This window comes from Amycolatopsis japonica, from assembly GCF_000732925.1.
GTDB classification, from domain to species: domain Bacteria; phylum Actinomycetota; class Actinomycetes; order Mycobacteriales; family Pseudonocardiaceae; genus Amycolatopsis; species Amycolatopsis japonica.
This window is the reverse complement of the sequence record NZ_CP008953.1, coordinates 5,330,160-5,348,216: the sequence shown is the minus strand read 5'-3', so window position 1 is coordinate 5,348,216 and position 18,057 is coordinate 5,330,160. Positions and strand designations below refer to the sequence as shown.

The following is an 18,057-nucleotide window of genomic DNA, read 5'->3' as shown; positions in this document are numbered from 1 at the left end:
CGTGAGTGATTCGGCGCACTCGCTCGCGTGTACATGAAGGCCCCCTTCCTGTACCTAGGCGCAAGGAAGGGAGCCTTCATGTACTGGGGACTCACGCGACAGGCGCGGCCGGTCTGAGACTTTTCCGCGTCGACGTCCGGTACTGCCCGGGCGCTTGGTCGCGGGCGCGCCGGAAAGCCCGGCTGAACGCGTACACCGACGTGTAGCCGACCGAGCGCGCGATGGTGTCCACCGTGTCGTCGGTGTCGCGCAGCCGGACCGCGGCCAGGTCCATCCGCCACAGGGTCAGGTAGTCGCCGGGCGTCCGGCCGGTGGTTTCGCGGAACCGGCGGGTCAGCGTGCTGCGTGAGGTCGCCAGTTCCGCCGCGAGCAGATCGGTGGTCCAGGGTTTCGCCGGGTCCTCGTGGATCTTGGCCAGCGCCACGCCGATCAGCGGATCGCCGAGGATGCCGAGCCAGGTTCCCCGCGTCTCGGCCGGTTTCTCGGTCCGCCAAGCGCGGAGCAGCTGGACCAGGAGGATGTCGACGAGCCGGTTGAGGACGAAGTCGGTGGCGATCTGCGGGCTCGCCAGTTCCCGCGACAGCAGCCGCACGGTGTCGTCCAGCCCGTCGCGGCCGCGGTTCGCGCGGATGTGCACCAGTTCCGGCAGGGTGGCGAGCACCTGGGTGGACACCGCCGGGTCGTAGTCGTAGGACGTGCCGAGGACATGGGTCTCGACTTCCCCGGAGCCCAGGCGCAGCACGCCACCGCAGTCCCGTGCCTTTTCCGCCGCGGTGCACAGATTGGGAATGATCGCGACGTCCGGGGCGCTGCGCAGGGTGTGCTCCGGCCCGTTCGGCAGCAGGACGACGTCGCCGGGCATGAGCTGCCGCGGCGGGTGCCCGGCCAGTTCCAGCCAGGCCGTCCCGCAGGTGATCGCGTAGAAGGCGGCGCGGGAGATGCCATGCCAGAGGATGCCCCACGGCCCCGACGCCTCGATACGTGCTCCGGCGGTGCCCCGGACGCCGCCCACGGCGAGCACTTCGGCCAAGAGGTCCATAGCGGCGATGGTAATGCGACAGACGGATATGTTCATGGCCTTTTCGAGCATCGATACGGTCACTCGGTGCGCCATACGATCGAGGCATGACAGACACCTTCGACTTCGACAAGATCAACCGAAGCGTGATCGCCGAGTTCCGCGAAACGGGCGGCAAGGCGGGCGGCATGTTCGAGGGCTACCCGCTCGTCCTCGTCCACCACACCGGCGCGAAGTCCGGTACCGAGCGGATCGCGCCGCTCGTCCCGCTCCTCGACGACGACCGGATCTACATCTTCGCGAGCAAGGGCGGCGCCGACGACAACCCGGCGTGGTTCCACAACCTGGTGGCCAATCCGGACACCAAGGTCGAGCTCGGCACCGAGACCTTCCCGGTCCGCGCGCGGGTGCTCGCCGGCTCCGAGCGCGACGAGGTCTACGCCAGGCAGTCGGCCCTCATGCCGCAGTTCGCCGAGTACCAGAGCAAGACCAGCCGGGTCATCCCGGTTTTCGAGCTGGAGCGCGTCTAACCCCGCGTGGGTGGCGCGGGTGGCTCCAACCGTCCTCGCCACTCACGAGCGCGGCTCAGTTCGAGGTGATGAGGTAACCGATCACCGCGGCCTCCAAGACGATCACCAGCATCACGATCACCACGAGGCCCAGGTTGCGTTCCCGGCGTGAACGATCCGACTCGGTCACTGTGGGTCGCTCCTTCCGCGCTCTTGGTGTTCCGGCATCGGTACTTTCTCACCAGAAGTATCGGTATCCCGCACGGACCCCGGCAAGGCCCCGGTAACCTCCCGCGCATGGCGGGCTCCGAAGACTCCCAGCGGTTGATCGGATGGACCGGCGAGCGGTGTGTGCCGTGGGCCGGGGATATCCAGATGATCTACGAGCACTACCACCGATACGCGCTCGCCGCCCGGTTCGTCGCGGGCAAGCGCGTCCTCGATCTCGCCAGTGGTGAAGGATACGGCGCGGCGCTGCTGGCCACGACCGCCGCCGAGGTCGTCGGCGTCGACATCGACGAGCCGGCCGTCGCGCACGCGCGAGCCACTTACGCCGGGCGGAAGAATCTCAGCTTCGTGCAGGGCTCGATCATCGACCAGGGGCTGCTCTCGGACGCCGGCCGGTTCGACGTGATCACCTGTTTCGAAGCCATCGAACACGTCGTCGAGCACGACGATCTGCTGAGCCTGGTCCGGGTCCGGCTCGCCCCCGGCGGGATCTTCCTCGGCAGCACCCCCGACATCCGGGTCTACAGCCACGAACACGGCAACGACAATCCCTTCCACGTCAAGGAGCTGACCGAGGAGGAGTTCCGTGCGCTCCTCGGCGGCCATTTCGGGAACGTGGCCGTGCTGAGGCAGAACGTCGCGGTGGGTTCGCTGTTGGCCGCCGTCCCCGGCGAGCCGCACGCGAGCGGACCGGCGCTGAACCAGAGCCTGACCGGGAACGGCGAGGACGGCTGGACGGTCACCGACGGCAGCCCGCACACGTACCTGATCGGGATCGCCTCCGACGGCCCGCTGGACGCCGTCCCGGCCGTCAGCACCCTGCTCGATCCCCGGCTCTCGTTGCTGGGCGAGATGCGGGACCAGGGCGCGGCGGGGCAGGCCGAGGCGGCGGAGGAGCTGGCCCGGCTGAAGGAGGAACGCGACCGGCTCACGGCCGAGGTCGCCGAACTCCGCCGGGAGGCGGAACTGGACGCGGCGCGGCTCGCGTGGCGGACAGAGACCGCCGAGCGGTACAGCGCCGAGGTGGCCCGCCTCGCGGAGGAGAACGCGGTACTGAGCGACGGGCACTCGGCCACGGTGAACCGGCTCGTCAAGAAGTACCGGGGCGCCGTCGAGAAGTACGCGCCGAGGGGCAGCGCGGTCCGGGGCGCCTACGAGCGCGTGCTCGGGCGCACCGACGAGGTCCCGCCGGAAGGACACGGGCTCACCCCGGTGGCCGTGAGCACCAGCGCCGAACCGCTGGCCAGCATCGTCATCCCCGTCCACGGCCAGTGGGACTACACGCGGCAGTGCCTGGAATCGATCGAGGCGGGACGGCCACGGATCCCGTTCGAGGTGATCATCGTCGACGACGATTCGCCCGACGCGTCCGCGCGGGTGCTCGCCGAATGTCCCGGCGTGCGGCTGGTCCGCACCGGCACCAACGTCGGTTTCCTCAAGGCCGCCAACCTCGGCGCCGCCGAGGCCCGTGGCGAACTGCTGGTCCTGCTGAACAACGACACCGAACCGAAGCCGGGATGGCTCGACTCGCTGGCCGAGGCGGTCTACCGCGACGACCGGATCGGCATGGCAGGCGCGAAACTGCTCTACCCGGACGGCACCCTGCAGGAATGCGGCGGGATCGTGTGGGCGGACGCCGGTGCGGCGAACTACGGCCACGGTGACGACCCGGACGACGCCCGCTACGCCTCGGTCCGCGACGTCGACTACTGCTCCGGCGCGGCGATCATGATCCGCCGCGAACTCTTCGAGCGGCTCGGCCGGTTCGACGAGCGCTACGCGCCCGCGTACTACGAGGACACCGACCTGGCGTTCGCGGTGCGGGCCGCCGGTTTCCGGACCGTGGTCGAGCCTGCCGCGGTCGTGGTGCACCACGAGGGCGTCTCGCACGGCACGGATCCGGACTCGGGCCACAAACGGTTCCAGACGATCAACCGGCCGGTGTTCGCCGAGAAGTGGGCGGACGCACTCGCCGGGCAGATCGCCGGGCCGAGCCCGGCGGGGCTGTGGCTCGGGCGGCAGCGGATGCCGGGGAAAGCACCACGTGACACCGGAATCGTGCTGATCGCCGATCTCCGGGTGCCCACCCCGGACAAGGATTCCGGCTCGGTCCGGATGCGCAGGGTCGTGGACGAGCTGCTCGCGCTCGGGCAGCGGGTGGTGTTCTGTCCGATGGACGACGGGCAGCCGCCGGAATACGCCGAGGACCTCAGGCGCGCCGGCGTCACCGTTCTCCTCGACCCGGCCGACCGCGAGAAGTTCCTCGACGAGGCGGGCAGTGCCTTGAGCCTGGTGCTGCTGTCCCGGCCGACGGTCGCCTGGCATATGGCCGAGCGGATCCAGATCTGCGCGCCGCAGGCGCCTCTGGTCTACGACACGGTCGATCTGCACTTCGTCCGGCTCGGCAGGGAAGCCGATCTCGTCGAGCGGATCGGTGATCCGGCGATCGCGGTGATGCTGCGGCGGCGGGCCGAGCTGTACCGCGAGCTGGAGCTGGCGCTGGTCCGGTCCGCCGATCGCACGCTGGTGGTGTCCGAGGCCGAACGGGACCTGCTCGCCGAACTCGTGCCGTCGGCCAAGGTCGACGTGCTGTCCAATGTGCACCCGTTCAGCAGCGAACGCGCCGCCCCCGAAGGCCGGTCGGGCGCGATCTTCGTCGGCAGTTTCGAACACGGCCCGAACCGGGACGCCGCGTACTGGCTGGCCGGGGAGATCTGGCCGGCCGTGCGGCGGAAATGCCCGTCGGCCGAGCTGGAGCTCGTCGGCGCCGATCCCACCGGCGAGCTCCAAGTGCTCGCCGGTGACGGTGTCGTCGTCCGAGGCTGGGTCGCCGACCTCGGCCCGGGTTACGCCGCGGCGCGGCTGGCCGTGGCGCCGCTGCGATTCGGCTCCGGGGTCAAGGGAAAAGTGGGCGAGAGCCTCGCCTTCGGGGTGCCGGTGGTCGGTACCCCGCTGGCCTTCGAGGGTATGCGGCTGCGCGACGGCGAAGAGGTGCTGACCGGTGAGACGGCCGAGGAGATCGCCGAGAAGATCGTCACCCTGCTCACCGATGACGCCTTGTGGCAACGGCTTTCGGACTCGGGCAGGGTCGCCGTCGCGGACCAGTTCGGGCCAGGGGTGGCTCGCGCGACCCTGAGCGGACTGCTCGCCCCGGTGGTCCATGAGTAGCCGGGGCGCGAAGACCTACGCGAAACCGGACACCGGATTCGCCTGGCTGCGGATGTTCGGGGCGATCCTGGTCGTCTTCGAGCACTGTTTCCCGATCATCGAACCGACCCGGATCACCAGCCTGCCGTCGAACTGGAACATCTCGCTGGGGTACTTCGCGCTCATGGGCTTCTTCGCCATGAGCGGCTACCAGATCGCGGACAGCTGGCGACGTGACTCCTCGTGGTGGCGCTACCTGCTCAAACGGGTGCTGCGGATCTGGCCGCCGCTGCTGTTCGTGGTCATGGTGACGGCGTTCGTGATCGGGCCACTGGTGACGGTGCTCAGCCCGCGCGAGTACTGGGGCAACCCCGACACCTGGGGTTACGTCGTGCACAACGCGATGCTGTACCCGTTGCAGCACCTGCTGCCGGGGGTGTTCACGGAGAATCCGTACCCGTATTCGGCGAACGGTTCGATCTGGACGCTCCCGATGGAGACCACCGGGTATCTGATCGTGCTCGTGGTCGGCCTGGTTGGCGGCCTCGCCCGCGGACGGATCGTCCTGTTCCCGCTGCTGCTGGGGTTCATGGTGGCGGACGGGATCATGGGGGCCTCGGTGGGCTTCCAGGGCGACGCGGGCACCTTGTTCAGCGTGCCGCTGGGGTCGATGGTGGCGTTCCTCGTGGCGTTCGTCCTCGGGATGCTGCTGCACGCCTACCGGGACCTGATCCCGTTGCGCCCGGCCGTCGCGTACGCACTGGTGGCGCTCTACCTCGTCGCGAACTTCACCCCGCCCATCGAACCCGCGACGCGCTTCATCCTGCCCATCGCCGCGGGTTACGGCGCGATCACCTGGGCCTACCACTGGCCGCGGCGGCTGGAGGGCTACGACCAGTGGGTCTATCCCAGTTACGGGATGTACGTGTGGGGAATGCCGGTGCAGCAGCTGTACACCCTCGCCGGGGTGCGCGACTCGTATCTGCTGATCGTGCTCGCGGTGCCCACCGCGTACCTCTGCGGGCTGGTGTCCTGGCGGCTGATCGAACGGCCGACCCAGAAGCTGCGCGTCTACCTCCGGGTGCCGGACGAACGCCGGTCCGGCGACGGAGAACGCGCGCCGGATCCGGACAACGAGATCACCCAGGTGATTCCGGCCGTCCCGCCCGCGTTCCCGGCCCGCCCGGGCGTCGGCTCGGTGGCTGACGGCCGATCCGGCGGTTTTGTCGGGCCCCGGTGATAGAACCGATCCCGTGACCCCCAAGATCGACACTGCGCAGCGCCGCGCCCGGCTCGCGACGCGTCATCGCCTCACCACGCCCGCCGAGTCGGTGCTCGCCGCCGCGGACGCGGTCGTCGCGCTGCACGCCACGGATCCGGCGTCCGTGCACCTGTCGGCGTGGGCGCGCGTGAAGGGCGACGGCGTCGCCGAACTGGAGAGCGCGCTCTACGAAGAACGCACGCTGATCCGGATGCTCGGCATGCGCCGCACGGTCTTCGTCCTCGGGCACGAGAACGCGGCCCTCGTGCAGGCCGCGTGTTCCGCCGACATCGCCAAGAAGCAGCGCCGCCTGCTCGAACAGCATCTCGGCACGCAGGGACATCCGGAGAACGTGCCGGAGCCGGCGCGCTGGCTGGCCGAGGTCGAGGACGCGACGGAGCGCGCGCTGAAGGCCCGCGGTTCCGCCACGGCGCAGGAGCTTTCCCAGGACGAGCCGCGCCTGAAGCAGCAACTCCTGATGGCGAAGGGAAAGCCGTACGAGGCGATCGCCAACGTCACCAGCCGGGTCCTGTTCCAGCTCGCGGTCGACGGCCGCATCGTGCGCGGCCGCCCGCGCGGCAGCTGGATCAGCAGCCAGTACTACTGGGCCCCGATGGAGGGCTGGCTGCCGCAGGGCCTCGACGGCTGGGACGCCGACGCCGCCAGGGTCGAGCTGGCCCGGAGGTGGCTCTATGCCTACGGGCCCGCCCCGATCGCGGACCTCCGCTGGTGGACGGGCTGGACGGTCGGCCAGACCAAGAAGGCGCTCGCGGAGATTCAGCCGGTCGAGGTCGATCTCGACGGCGTCCCCGGCGTGGTGCTCGCCGACGATCTGGAGCCGGTCGCGGAGCCCGAGCCCTGGGTCGCCCTGCTCCCGTCCCTCGACCCGACGGCGATGGGGTGGATCGAGCGTGACTGGTACCTCGGCCCGCACAAGGCGCCGCTGTTCGACGGCACCGGCAACATCGGGCCCACCGTCTGGGCCGACGGCCGCATCGTCGGCGGCTGGGCGCAGCGGCCGGACGGCGAGGTCGTCCATCACCTCCTGGAGGACGTGGGCGCGGACGTCGAACGGGCCGTCGAGGCGGAGGCGAACCACCTGGCCGAGTGGTTCGGAGAGGTGCGAGTCACGCCACGGATGCGCACACCGCTGGAGCGACGGCTAGCACAGTGAAGCTGAGAGTTTTCCCAAGACGTCCTGGTAGCGACGCACTTAATCGATTCTTGACCTGACCCACCGAGTGGTGGAAGTCTCGTCAGGGCAAAGAGGGCCGCCCGAGCGCGCACGCTAGGGTTGCGCCCGAGTAAAGGACGTCTTACCGGGGCGATCCCGGACGAGTCTCAAGGGAGTGGCAGCAGTGACGGTTCGCGTAGGTGTCAACGGCTTCGGCCGCATCGGCCGCAACTTCTTCCGGGCCGTGCAGGCCGCCGGTCACGACATCGAGGTGGTCGCGTTCAACGACCTCGGCGACGTCGCCACCATGGCCCACCTGCTGAAGTACGACTCCATCCTCGGCCGTTTCCCGGGCGAGGTCAGCGTCAGCGACGAGGGCATCGTCGTCGACGGCAAGACGATCAAGGCCCTCGCCGAGCGCGACCCGGCCAACCTGCCCTGGGGCGACCTGGGCGTGGACGTCGTCGTCGAGTCGACCGGTTTCTTCACCAACGGCGACGCCGCCAAGGCGCACATCGCCGGTGGCGCCAAGAAGGTCATCATCTCCGCGCCCGCCAAGGGCGAGGACCTGACCGTGGTGCTGGGCGTCAACGACGACAAGTACGACGGTTCGCAGACCATCATCTCGAACGCGTCCTGCACCACCAACTGCCTCGGCCCGCTGGCCAAGGTCCTCAACGACGCCTTCGGCATCGAGCAGGGCCTGATGACCACGATCCACGCGTACACGCAGGACCAGAACCTGCAGGACGCGCCGCACAAGGACCTGCGCCGCGCCCGCGCCGCCGCGCTGTCCATGGTCCCGACCTCGACCGGTGCCGCCAAGGCCATCGGCCTGGTCCTGCCGGAGCTCAACGGCAAGCTCGACGGCTACGCGGTCCGCGTCCCGGTCCCGACCGGTTCGGCCACCGACCTCACCGTCACGCTGACCAAGAGCGCGACCCTCGAGGAGATCAACGCCGCGTACAAGGCCGCCGCCGAGGGCCCCCTGGCCGGCATCCTGCGCTACAGCGACGACCCGATCGTCTCGGCCGACATCGTCACCGACCCGGCGTCCTGCATCTACGACGCGCCGCTGACCAAGGTCATCGGCAACCAGGTCAAGGTCGTCGGCTGGTACGACAACGAGTGGGGCTACTCCAACCGCCTCGCCGACCTCGTCAAGCTCGTCGGCACCAAGCTCTCCTGAGCCATGGCACTGAAGAACCTCGAAGACCTGCTGGGCGAGGACGTCTCAGGCCGGTACGTGCTCGTGCGTTCCGACCTGAACGTCCCGCTCGACGGGGACAAGATCACCGACGACGGCCGCGTCCGCGCGGCCCTGCCGACCCTCAAGCGGCTCGCCGAGGCGGGCGCGAAGGTGGTCGTCACGGCGCACCTCGGCCGTCCGAAGGGCGAGCCGGACCCGAAGTTCTCGCTCGCGCCCGTCGCCGCGAAGCTCACCGAGCTGCTCGGCGTCGACGTCCCGCTGGCGGGTGACCTGGTCGGCGAGTCCGCCAAGGCCACCGTCGCCGGCCTGCACGACGGCCAGGTGGCCCTGCTGGAGAACGTGCGTTTCGACGCGCGCGAGACCAGCAAGGTCGAGGCCGAGCGGCAGGAGCTGGCCGCCGAGCTGGCCGCGCTCGTCCCCGGCGGCGCGTTCGTCTCCGACGGTTTCGGTGTCGTGCACCGCAAGCAGGCCTCGGTCTACGAGATCGCGCGGGCGCTTCCGGCGTACGCGGGCGGCCTCGTGCTGGCTGAGGTGGACGTCCTCAAGAAGCTGACCGAGGACCTCGCGCGGCCGTACGTCGTCGTCCTCGGCGGCGCGAAGGTGTCGGACAAGCTGGGCGTCATCGCCAACCTGCTGACCAAGGTCGACAGGCTGCTCATCGGCGGCGGCATGGCGTACACCTTCCTCAAGGCCCAGGGCCACGAGGTCGGGAACTCGCTGCTGCAGGAGGACCAGCTGGACCAGGTCCGCGGCTTCCTCGCCGAGGCGGAGAAGCGCGGCGTCGAGCTGATCCTGCCGGTGGACGTCCTCGCCGCGACGGGTTTCGCGGCCGACGCGGAGTTCGACGTCGTCGACGCGACGGCCATCCCGGCCGGCCGCATGGGTCTCGACATCGGCCCGAAGTCGCGTGAGCTGTTCGCGGGCAAGCTGGCCGACGCGGCGACCGTGTTCTGGAACGGCCCGATGGGCGTGTTCGAGTTCGAGTCCTTCGCCGGCGGCACCCGTGCCGTGGCCGAAGCGCTGGTGAAGAGCGATGCCTTCACCGTGGTCGGCGGTGGCGACTCCGCCGCGGCCGTGCGGCAGCTCGGCCTGCCGGAGGACGGCTTCTCGCACATCTCGACCGGCGGCGGCGCGTCGCTGGAGTACCTGGAGGGCAAGGAACTGCCCGGAGTCGCTGTGCTGGGAGAGAACGACTAGTGGCGCGCAAACCGCTCATCGCCGGCAACTGGAAGATGAACCAGAACCACCTCGAAGCCATCGCGCTGGTTCAGAAGATCGCCTTCGCCCTGCCGGAGAAGTACTACGCGAAGGTCGACGTCGCGGTCCTGCCGCCGTTCACCGACATCCGCAGCGTCCAGACGCTGACCGACGGCGACAAGCTGTCGCTCACCTACGGCGCCCAGGACCTGTCGCCGCACGACTCCGGTGCCTACACCGGTGACGTGTCGGGCCCGATGCTGGCGAAGCTGGGCTGCAGCTTCGTCACCGTCGGGCACTCGGAGCGGCGTGAGTACCACGGCGAGTCCGACGAACTGGTGAACAAGAAGGTCAAGGCCGCGCTCAAGCACGGCATCACGCCGATCCTGTGCGTGGGGGAGAAGCTCGAGGTCCGCGAGGCCGGGGAGCACATCGCCCACACCACGACCCAGCTGGTCGAGGGCCTCAAGGGGCTCAAGGCCGAGCAGGTCAAGGACGTCGTCGTCGCCTACGAGCCGGTCTGGGCGATCGGGACCGGCAAGGTCGCGACCCCGCAGGACGCCGAGGAGGTGTGCGGAGCCATCCGCGCCACCCTGGCCGAGAATTACGGTGCCGAGGTCGCGTCCTCGGTCCGCGTGCTCTACGGCGGCTCGGCCAAGGCCAACAACATCAGTGACCTCGTCGCCTGCGAGAACATCGATGGTGCGCTCGTCGGTGGTGCCAGCCTGGATGGTGACGAGTTCACCAAACTCTGCGCACTCGCCGCGGGCGGGCCCCTGCCCTGATCGGGGCACCTACCGGGTAACCTGGGTATCCGGTCCGTCACACAGCAGTGGACGAGTCCAGGAGTACGGTGTGTTCTGGCGGTCAAGAGCCGCTGGTGGCACACCGTTTTCCTGCATTCTCCAAGAGCGCAGAGGATGACATGAAGCTGTTCCTGCAAATCCTGTTGATCGCCTCCAGCGTGCTGCTGGTGGTCGCCGTGTTGCTGCACCGCGGCCGTGGTGGCGGTCTGTCTTCGCTGTTCGGTGGCGGTATGCAGTCGAGCCTCTCCGGCTCGAGCGTGGCCGAGAAGAACCTCGACCGGATCACGCTGCTGCTGGGCGCGGTGTGGCTGATCAGCATCATCGGCCTCGGGCTCCTGCTCAAGGTCTGATCGATCCAGGTGTTTCGGCGTGCCTATGGGGGGCGCGCCGCCGATCCCTATAGGTGTGAGGATTCATGGTTGGCGGTAACGCGATTCGGGGCACCCGTGTGGGTGCCGGGCCTTCGGGCGAATCGGAGCGGGGTGAGTCGGCGCCGCGGCGCCGTATTTCCTACTGGTGCGCCAACGGGCACGAGGCACAGCCCTCGTTCTCGATGGACGCCGAGATTCCCGACGAGTGGGACTGCCCGCGTTGCGGGCTCCCCGGTGGGCAGGACGAGAAGAACCCTCCTGCCGCGCCGCGGACCGAGCCTTACAAGACTCACCTCGCGTACGTGAAGGAACGGCGTTCCGACGCCGACGGCGAGGCCATCCTCGCCGAGGCGCTGGAGCGGTTGCGCCAGCGCCGGGAGATCTAGCAGCCGCTCACCGGTCGAGCGGGTACCGGGCACGCACCCGGAACCCGCCGTCCTCGGTATCGGCGGTTTCGAAACTCCCACCCAGCAGTCGAGCGCGTTCGGCCAGCCCGGTCAGCCCGTGCCCTCCCGAGGGCAGGGCCGCACCGGGAGTCCGAGCGCGCTCGTTGCGTATTTCGACCTTGAGCGAACCGTGCTCGCCCTGGATCCGGATGGTCGCGGTGGCGCCCGGTGCGTGCTTGTGCACGTTGGTCAGGCATTCCTGCACGGTCCGATAGGCCGCCGCCGAAACCTGGCTGGGCAGCAGGTCGGGGATCCGCTCCACGGTGAGGTGCACCGGGACGTCCGAACCGCGGATCAGCCGGTCGAGTTCGTTGATGCCCGGCCGGGGCCCGTCGTCCTCGGAGCCCGAGCGGAGCACGCTCACGAGTGAGCGCAGCTCTTCGAGGGTCTTGGTGCTCAGCTTCCGGATGACCTGCGCGGTTTCGAGCGACCGGGCGTCGGTGGTCTGCGCCTGCAGCGCGCCGGCCTGCATCGCGATCAGCGTGATCTGGTGCGAGACGACGTCGTGCATCTCCCGCGCGAGGCGGGCGCGCTCCTCCGCGCGGACGGCGTCGGCGTGGAAGCGGCGTTCACGGTCGCGGCTGGCGGCGAGTTCGGAGAGCTTCTGCGAGATCTCGGTCCGCGCTCCGATGAGCAGGCCGATGGCCACCGGCATCCCGGCGACGATGACACCGTAGATGCCGTCCAGGACGTGTTCGCGCCAGCTGAGCTCGACGAAGTCGGCCAGCGGCCACTGTACGAACCGGCAGGTGAAGACGAGCGCGAACCCGGTCCACGTCTGCCAGTGCATCTGTTTGCGGGTGGCGAGGAAGCCGAGTGCGATCATCGCGGCCAGCTGCGACCACCCCGCCAGGAAGCCGGGGACGGTGACGATCACCGCGAGGAACGGCAGCTTGCGCCGGAAGGCGAGACCGAGGCACGCGGCGCCGGACAGGTAGATCGAGTACGGCTGGGCCTTCTCGGGGATCACCAGCCAGACGTCGAGCGCGGCCAGGAAGATCGCGAGCGTGTCGATGCCCAGCGCGACCAGCGCCGGACGTTTGATCTTGGCGAACGACATGACCCCGGCGGCACGGCGCATCCGGTCGGCGGCGTCCGCTCCGGAGCCGCCCACCGAGATACCTGGCATCGAGAGACCCTCTGTGCTCATCGCTGGCGACCTCACTCGTCTTGTGGACTTGGATGGTGAGACGTGTTCTTCGCCCGATCGGGACGCGCAGGAACGAACAAATGTGCGGATGCTAACGGGTGGATGTACAAGGGCGGTAAGTTTCCCCCAGTCGGGCTAGCGACTGGGCGGTCACTGTCCGTTCTGCGGACAAGTGCATGAACGTTCGGTCGGTCGAATCCACACCGGACCACCCGGGCTCGGTGGTCCGCTGATCATTTCGACGCGCGAACAAGTCCTCCCTGATGCCGAAGTCCGGGGAAGTTGATCTATGTCACGTTTCGTGCTCGCGCGGTGACCCTGCCGCGCGAGTTCCGTGAAGGCCTCCTTCACTACCTTCAGGGTAGGGAAGGAGGCCTTCACGGACTTCCGCCATGAGAGTGTCACCGCCGCGGCCGCCTGATGGGTCGTGATCAGGCCCGTGACTCGCGTGATCCAAGACGTAACTCGCGTGTCTGGAGACGTAACTCGCGTGTGGCGCCTCCAGACACGCGAGTTACGTCTCTGATCACGCGAGTTGCGCCTTGGGTCACGTTGGCCGGATGCGCGTGAAGGCCCCCTTCCCTCGGTTCAGCCGAGGGAAGGGGGCCTTCACGCGCGAAACGTCAGCCCGTAGGCGGCTGATAGACCTTCGTGAGTTTCGAGGCGGAGCCTCGGTCCAGCAGCCAGAGCGTGCGGCGCGAGCCGCGTGCCCCGGCGACCGGGATCTCGACCTCGCCCGCACCGGCCAGCGCCTGCGCGACGGCGTCCGCCTTGGCGTCGCCGCCGGTGACCAGCCAGATGTCCTGCGCGCGACGGATCGCGGGCAGGGTCAGCGAGATCCGGGTCGGCGGCGGCTTCGGGCAGTCGCGCACCGCGACGACCGAGCGTTCCTTCTCGTGCACCGCCGGGCTGTCCGGGAAGATCGAGGCGGTGTGCCCCTCCCCGCCGAGCCCCAGCAGCATGATGTCGAACGCCGCGTCGTTGGCCGCCAGGATCTCCGCGTAGGCCGCGGCGGCGGCATCCACGTCATCGCCGAACTCGCCGTCCGAAGGTGCCATGGCGTGCACCCGCTTCGGGTCGAGCGGCACGTGGTCGAGCAGCGCCTCACGGGCCTGCTTCTCGTTGCGGTCGTCCGAATCCGCCGGGACGAAGCGCTCGTCTCCCCAGTAGACGTCCAGCCGCGACCAGTCGATGGCGTCGCGGGCACTGGAGTCACGCAGTTCCCGCAGGATCGCGATCCCGGTGCCGCCGCCGGTGAGCACCACCGAAGCGGAGCCCTTGGCGGCCTGGACGTCCACGATCCTGGTGACCAGCCTGGCCGCCGCGGCGGCGGCCAGGAGATCCGGGTTCTCGTAGACGACGACCTCGGTCTTGCTCATGAGGCACTCTTCGCGGTCTTGGCGGCCGGAGCCTTCTTCGCCGCCGGAGCCGCCTTCTTCGCCGGAGCGGCCTTGGCCGCGGTGCCCGTCGAGATCTTGCCGAGCCCGTTCAGCGAAGCCTCGTAGACCTCGTCCGGGTCGAGCCGCCGCAGCTCCTCGATCAGGCAGTCCTTGTTGTCCCGCCGCTGCAGGGCGATCCGGCGCGTCGGCTGGCCCGGCTGGGTCAGCGTGCCGACCCGTCCGTCCGGCCGGTGCAGTTCCACCGGGCCGGAACGCCGGTCCAGTGTCACCGAGATGATGCCCGCCGCGCCGCTGCTCTTGACCCGCTTCACCGGCACCTTGAGGTACTCGGCCAGCCAGCCGGCGAGCAGTTCGGTCGACGGCGAGTCGGCCTCGCCGGTCACCGTCGCGCCGGTGACCTTCTCGTACGGCGGAAGGTCCAAAGCGGACACCAGCTGCGCGCGCCACCGGGTCAGCCGGGTCCACGCCAGGTCGGTGTCACCCTCCACATAGGACTTCGCCCGCGTGGTGAGTGCCCTTATGGGCGCCTTTTCCGCCGCCGAGTCGGTGATCCGGCGCTGCGCCAGCTCACCGAGCGGGTCCTTGGCCGGGGCCTTCGGACCGGTGCCGGGCCACCAGGTGACGATCGGCGCGTCCGGCAGCAGCAGCGGCACGACCGCGCTCTGCCCCTGCGAGGCCAGCGGACCGTAGAGCCGCAGGACGATGACCTCGCTCGCGCCGGCGTCGCCGCCGACCCGGATCTGGCCGTCGATCCGCGGCGCGGCGGTCCGCGCGCCCTTGGCCACCACGATCACCCGCGAGGGGTGTTCGCGGCTGGCCTCGTTGGCGGCTTCGATCGCCTCTTCGAGCCGGTCGTCGTCGTCGGCCACTATGACCAGCGTCAGCACGCGGCCGAGCGCGACCTGCCCGCCCTGTTCACGGATCTCGACGAGTTTCTTGTTCAGCTGCGACGTCGTGGTCGACGGCAGGTCGATGATCACGGACGCCTCCAGTTCCGGCCGGTACGTTCCAGCATCTCATCGGCGGACGGCGGTCCCCACGAACCGGGCGGGTACGCCTCGGGCGCGCCCTTCTTGGCCCAATGGTCGAGGATCGGGTCCAGGATCTCCCAGGACAGCTCGACCTCTTCGTTCACCGGGAACAGCGACGGTTCGCCGAGCAGCACGTCCAGGATGAGCCGCTCGTAGGCCTCCGGGGACGACTCGGTGAAGGCGTGCCCGTAACCGAAGTCCATCGTGACGTCGCGGACCTCCATCGTGGTCCCCGGCACCTTCGACCCGAACCGCAGCGTGATGCCCTCGTCGGGCTGCACCCGGATCACCAGGGCGTTCTGGCCCAGCTCCTCGGTCGAGGTCGAGTCGAACGGCAGATGCGGCGCCCGCTTGAACACCACGGCGATCTCGGTGACCCGGCGGCCCAGCCGTTTGCCGGTGCGCAGGTAGAACGGCACGCCCGCCCAGCGGCGGTTCTGCACCTCCAGCGTCACCGCGGCGTAGGTCTCGGTGGTCGAGTCCTTCGCGAAACCGCCTTCCTGCAGCAGACCCGGCACCTTCATGCCGCCCTGCCAGCCGCCCGCGTACTGCCCGCGCGCGGTGGTCTCGTCGAGCGGACCGAGGGGCTTCGTCGCCGAAAGCACCTTGACCTTCTCCGCGCGGAGGGCGCGGGGAGCGAACGAGACCGGCTCCTCCATCGCGGTCAGCGCGAGGAGCTGCAACAGGTGGTTCTGGATGACGTCGCGCGCGGCGCCGATGCCGTCGTAGTACCCCGCGCGGCCGCCGAGGCCGATGTCCTCGGCCATGGTGATCTGCACGTGGTCGACGTAGTTGGCGTTCCAGATCGGCTCGAACAGCTGGTTCGCGAAACGCAGCGCCAGCAGGTTCTGCACCGTCTCCTTGCCGAGGTAGTGGTCGATACGGAACACCGACTCCTCGGGGAAGACGTCGTTCACGATCTCGTTGAGCTCCTTGGCGCTCTTGAGATCGCGGCCGAACGGCTTCTCGATGACGACGCGGCGCCAAGTGTCCTCGCTCGCGTCGGCGAGGCCGGAGCGGGCGAGCTGCTTGGTCACCACCGGGAACGCGCTCGGCGGGATCGACAGGTAGAACGCGGTGTTGCCACCGGTGCCACGCTCGGCGTCGAGGTCCTTGACCGTCTGCGCGAGCCGGTCGAAGGCGTCGTCGTCGTCGAAGGTGCCCTGGACGAACCGGATGCCTTCGGCGAGCCGGTTCCACACCGACTCCTTGAACGGCGTCCGCGCGTGCTCCTTGACCGAGTCGTGCACGAGCTCGCCGAAGTCCTGGTGCTCCCAGTCCCGGCGGGCGAATCCGACCAGCGAGAAGCCGGCGGGCAGCAGCCCGCGGTGGGCGAGGTCGTAGATCGCCGGCATCAGCTTCTTGCGGGCGAGGTCACCGGTCACGCCGAAGATGACCAGGCTGGACGGTCCGGCGATCCGCGGCAGCCGCTTGTCGCGCGGGTCGCGCAGCGGGTTGTTCCAGGCTCGTGTCACTCGCCGGCCTCCTGTACCGCGCGGACCAGTTCGGCCAGGCCGGCGGCCCGGTCGGTGAGGTGCAGGCGCAGCACCGGACGACCGTGCTCGGCGAGCACCTGGCCGTCACCCAGCGCCTGCGCGTGCTGCAGGACGCCGAGGGTGTACGGCCGGTCCGGGACGTCGAGATCGTCCTCGACGGCGCCGGTGATCTGCAGGAAGACACCGTTCTGGTGCCCGCCCTTGTGGTACTGCCCGGTCGAGTGCAGGAACCGCGGCCCCCACCCGAAGGTGGTCTGGCGGCCGGTCCGCTTGGCGATCTCGCCGCGCAGGACGGCCGTCGACGCGTCGTCGAGCCGGTCGAGGTACGCCTGCACCGCGATGTAGCCGGTTTCCGGCGCGGAATCGAAGAAAGCCCGCAGGATGTCCGCGAGCTTCCCGTCCGTGACGACTCCTTCCGAGCCGAACACCTCGACCGCGCCGTCCACAGTGGACGGCTCGTCGCCGCCCTTGAGCTTGTCCGGGTTGTCGAGCAGCGAACGCGCGGCCTTCTTGGCGGCCTCGACGTCGGGCTGGTCGAACGGGTTGATCCCGAGCAGCCGTCCGGCGAGCGCGGTGGCGAACTCCCACAGCAGGAACTGCGCGCCGAGCGAGCCGGTCACGGAGATCTTCGCCGCGCCTTCCGCCTGGCCGACGGCCACCGGGGTGGCGTCGCCCTTGGCGTCGGCGAAACCGGGGGAGTCCGGGCCCTCGACGGCGACCGGCAGGAGACCGGTGCCCTGCTTGCCGGTGGACTCGGCGATCAGCTGCTCCGCCCAGTCGGCGAAGCCCTTGAGTACGGAGCCCCCCTCTTTAGATGGCACTGTGGCGATGACGAGCTTCTCGGCACCCTTCTTTTCGTGCGCCGCACCCCACGCCGCCGCGAGCTTGACCGCGGGGTTGTCGACGGAGTCGGCGGCCAGCTCGTCGGCCACCGAAGCGGCCTGGTCGAGCAGGCGGGCGACGTCCGCGCCGGCGAGCCCGGCCGGGACGAGCCCGAACGCGGTCAGCGCCGAGTAGCGGCCGCCGACGTTCGGGTCGGCGAGGAAGACCTTGCGGTAACCCTCCTTTTCGGACAGTTCCGCGAACGGCGAACCGGGGTCGGTGACGACCACGATCCGCCGGGCCGCGTCGATGCCCGCGTCGGCGAAGGCCTTCGCGAAGATCCGCCGGTGGCTGTCGGTCTCGACGGTGCCGCCGGATTTCGACGACACGACGATGACCGTCCGCTCCAGGTCACCGGCGAGCGCGTCGGCGACCTGACCCGGGTCGGTGGTGTCGAGGACCGTCAGCGGGACGCCGTCGGTCGCGGTGATGACCTCGGGGGCCAGCGACGAACCGCCCATGCCCGCGAGGACGACGCGGTCGACGCCCTCGGAACGCAGGTCGGTCCGCAGTGCCTCGATCTCGCCGATCAACGGCCGCGAGGACTTGTGCAGCGTCGTCCACGAGAGACGGATCGACGCTTCGGACTCGGCTTCGGGACCCCACAGTGTGGCGTCCTGGGACGCCAGTTTCGATGCGACCTGGTCGGCGACGAGCCGCTCCGCGAACGGAGCGGCTTCGCTGGCCAGGGCGGCGTCGACGATTTCGACGCCGGTCGTTTCCCCTGCCAT

Annotated in this window: 15 protein-coding genes; 9 read left to right on the top strand and 6 right to left on the bottom strand. The window is 69.5% G+C overall.

Features of this window, described 5'->3' with window-relative positions:
* Positions 1–91: 91 nt before the first annotated feature.
* On the bottom strand, positions 92–1,039 hold the full coding sequence (locus AJAP_RS24560; RefSeq protein ID WP_038515541.1) for an AraC family transcriptional regulator: 948 nt from the start codon (positions 1,037–1,039) through the stop codon (positions 92–94).
* An 86-nt stretch (positions 1,040–1,125) separates the two neighbouring features.
* Between AJAP_RS24560 and AJAP_RS24555 the strand changes: the two genes are divergently transcribed.
* The 9 genes from AJAP_RS24555 to AJAP_RS24515 all read left to right on the top strand — a co-directional run bounded on the left by AJAP_RS24555 (position 1,126) and on the right by AJAP_RS24515 (position 11,307).
* Complete coding sequence (locus AJAP_RS24555) at positions 1,126–1,548, top strand: nitroreductase family deazaflavin-dependent oxidoreductase (protein WP_038515539.1); 423 nt, start codon at positions 1,126–1,128, stop codon at positions 1,546–1,548.
* A gap of 276 nt (positions 1,549–1,824) precedes the next feature.
* Complete coding sequence (locus AJAP_RS24550; RefSeq protein WP_038515537.1) at positions 1,825–4,923, top strand: glycosyltransferase; 3,099 nt, start codon at positions 1,825–1,827, stop codon at positions 4,921–4,923.
* Positions 4,916–6,142 (top strand): acyltransferase family protein, encoded by a 1,227-nt coding sequence (locus AJAP_RS24545; protein WP_051972585.1) that lies wholly within the window; start codon positions 4,916–4,918, stop codon positions 6,140–6,142. Before AJAP_RS24550 ends, AJAP_RS24545 begins: the two co-directional genes overlap by 8 nt.
* 13 nt (positions 6,143–6,155) lie before the next feature.
* Positions 6,156–7,337: a winged helix DNA-binding domain-containing protein gene (locus AJAP_RS24540; protein ID WP_038515536.1), complete on the top strand. Its 1,182-nt coding sequence runs from the start codon at positions 6,156–6,158 to the stop codon at positions 7,335–7,337.
* A gap of 184 nt (positions 7,338–7,521) precedes the next feature.
* The gene (gap, locus tag AJAP_RS24535) at positions 7,522–8,526 is read left to right on the top strand and encodes a type I glyceraldehyde-3-phosphate dehydrogenase (protein ID WP_038515534.1); all 1,005 of its coding nucleotides are present in this window, start codon (positions 7,522–7,524) and stop codon (positions 8,524–8,526) included.
* A gap of 9 nt (positions 8,527–8,535) precedes the next feature.
* Positions 8,536–9,744 carry a phosphoglycerate kinase gene (locus AJAP_RS24530; protein ID WP_321167132.1) on the top strand — a complete coding sequence of 403 codons (1,209 nt, stop codon included), beginning with the start codon at positions 8,536–8,538 and terminating at the stop codon, positions 9,742–9,744.
* Positions 9,744–10,529 carry a triose-phosphate isomerase gene (tpiA, locus tag AJAP_RS24525; RefSeq protein ID WP_038515530.1) on the top strand — a complete coding sequence of 262 codons (786 nt, stop codon included), beginning with the start codon at positions 9,744–9,746 and terminating at the stop codon, positions 10,527–10,529. The genes AJAP_RS24530 and tpiA overlap by 1 nt, the downstream gene beginning before the upstream one ends.
* 140 nt (positions 10,530–10,669) lie before the next feature.
* Positions 10,670–10,900, top strand: coding sequence for a preprotein translocase subunit SecG (gene secG, locus AJAP_RS24520; protein ID WP_016333144.1), 231 nt, complete (start codon positions 10,670–10,672; stop codon positions 10,898–10,900).
* Positions 10,901–10,965: 65 nt separating this feature from the next.
* Entirely contained in the window at positions 10,966–11,307 is a 342-nt protein-coding gene (locus tag AJAP_RS24515; protein WP_034311760.1) for an RNA polymerase-binding protein RbpA, read from the top strand.
* Between the two features lie 7 nt (positions 11,308–11,314).
* Here the strand turns inward: AJAP_RS24515 and AJAP_RS24510 are convergent, their stop codons facing one another.
* From AJAP_RS24510 to AJAP_RS24490, 5 genes are all read right to left on the bottom strand, one after another.
* The gene (locus AJAP_RS24510) at positions 11,315–12,517 is read right to left on the bottom strand and encodes a sensor histidine kinase (protein ID WP_073847003.1); all 1,203 of its coding nucleotides are present in this window, start codon (positions 12,515–12,517) and stop codon (positions 11,315–11,317) included.
* Positions 12,518–13,140: 623 nt separating this feature from the next.
* Complete coding sequence (pgl, locus tag AJAP_RS24505; RefSeq protein WP_038515527.1) at positions 13,141–13,896, bottom strand: 6-phosphogluconolactonase; 756 nt, start codon at positions 13,894–13,896, stop codon at positions 13,141–13,143.
* Positions 13,893–14,897: a glucose-6-phosphate dehydrogenase assembly protein OpcA gene (gene opcA, locus AJAP_RS24500; protein ID WP_038515525.1), complete on the bottom strand. Its 1,005-nt coding sequence runs from the start codon at positions 14,895–14,897 to the stop codon at positions 13,893–13,895. Before opcA ends, pgl begins: the two co-directional genes overlap by 4 nt.
* Entirely contained in the window at positions 14,894–16,423 is a 1,530-nt protein-coding gene (gene zwf / locus AJAP_RS24495) for a glucose-6-phosphate dehydrogenase (protein WP_038515523.1), read from the bottom strand. The genes opcA and zwf overlap by 4 nt, the downstream gene beginning before the upstream one ends.
* Positions 16,420–18,057 carry a glucose-6-phosphate isomerase gene (locus AJAP_RS24490; protein WP_038515521.1) on the bottom strand — a complete coding sequence of 546 codons (1,638 nt, stop codon included), beginning with the start codon at positions 18,055–18,057 and terminating at the stop codon, positions 16,420–16,422. The genes zwf and AJAP_RS24490 overlap by 4 nt, the downstream gene beginning before the upstream one ends.

Bases quoted from the DNA above. Each gene is read 5' to 3' on its own strand.
- AJAP_RS24555 (WP_038515539.1), top strand. From the start codon at position 1,126: ATGACAGACACCTTCGACTTCGACAAGATCAACCGAAGCGTGATCGCC.
- AJAP_RS24510 (WP_073847003.1), bottom strand. From the start codon at position 12,517: ATGAGCACAGAGGGTCTCTCGATGCCAGGTATCTCGGTGGGCGGCTCC.
- AJAP_RS24550 (WP_038515537.1), top strand. From the start codon at position 1,825: ATGGCGGGCTCCGAAGACTCCCAGCGGTTGATCGGATGGACCGGCGAG.
- secG (WP_016333144.1), top strand. From the start codon at position 10,670: ATGAAGCTGTTCCTGCAAATCCTGTTGATCGCCTCCAGCGTGCTGCTG.
- AJAP_RS24560 (WP_038515541.1), bottom strand. From the start codon at position 1,039: ATGGACCTCTTGGCCGAAGTGCTCGCCGTGGGCGGCGTCCGGGGCACC.
- AJAP_RS24545 (WP_051972585.1), top strand. From the start codon at position 4,916: ATGAGTAGCCGGGGCGCGAAGACCTACGCGAAACCGGACACCGGATTC.
- AJAP_RS24490 (WP_038515521.1), bottom strand. From the start codon at position 18,057: ATGGCAGGGGAAACGACCGGCGTCGAAATCGTCGACGCCGCCCTGGCC.
- pgl (WP_038515527.1), bottom strand. From the start codon at position 13,896: ATGAGCAAGACCGAGGTCGTCGTCTACGAGAACCCGGATCTCCTGGCC.
- AJAP_RS24515 (WP_034311760.1), top strand. From the start codon at position 10,966: ATGGTTGGCGGTAACGCGATTCGGGGCACCCGTGTGGGTGCCGGGCCT.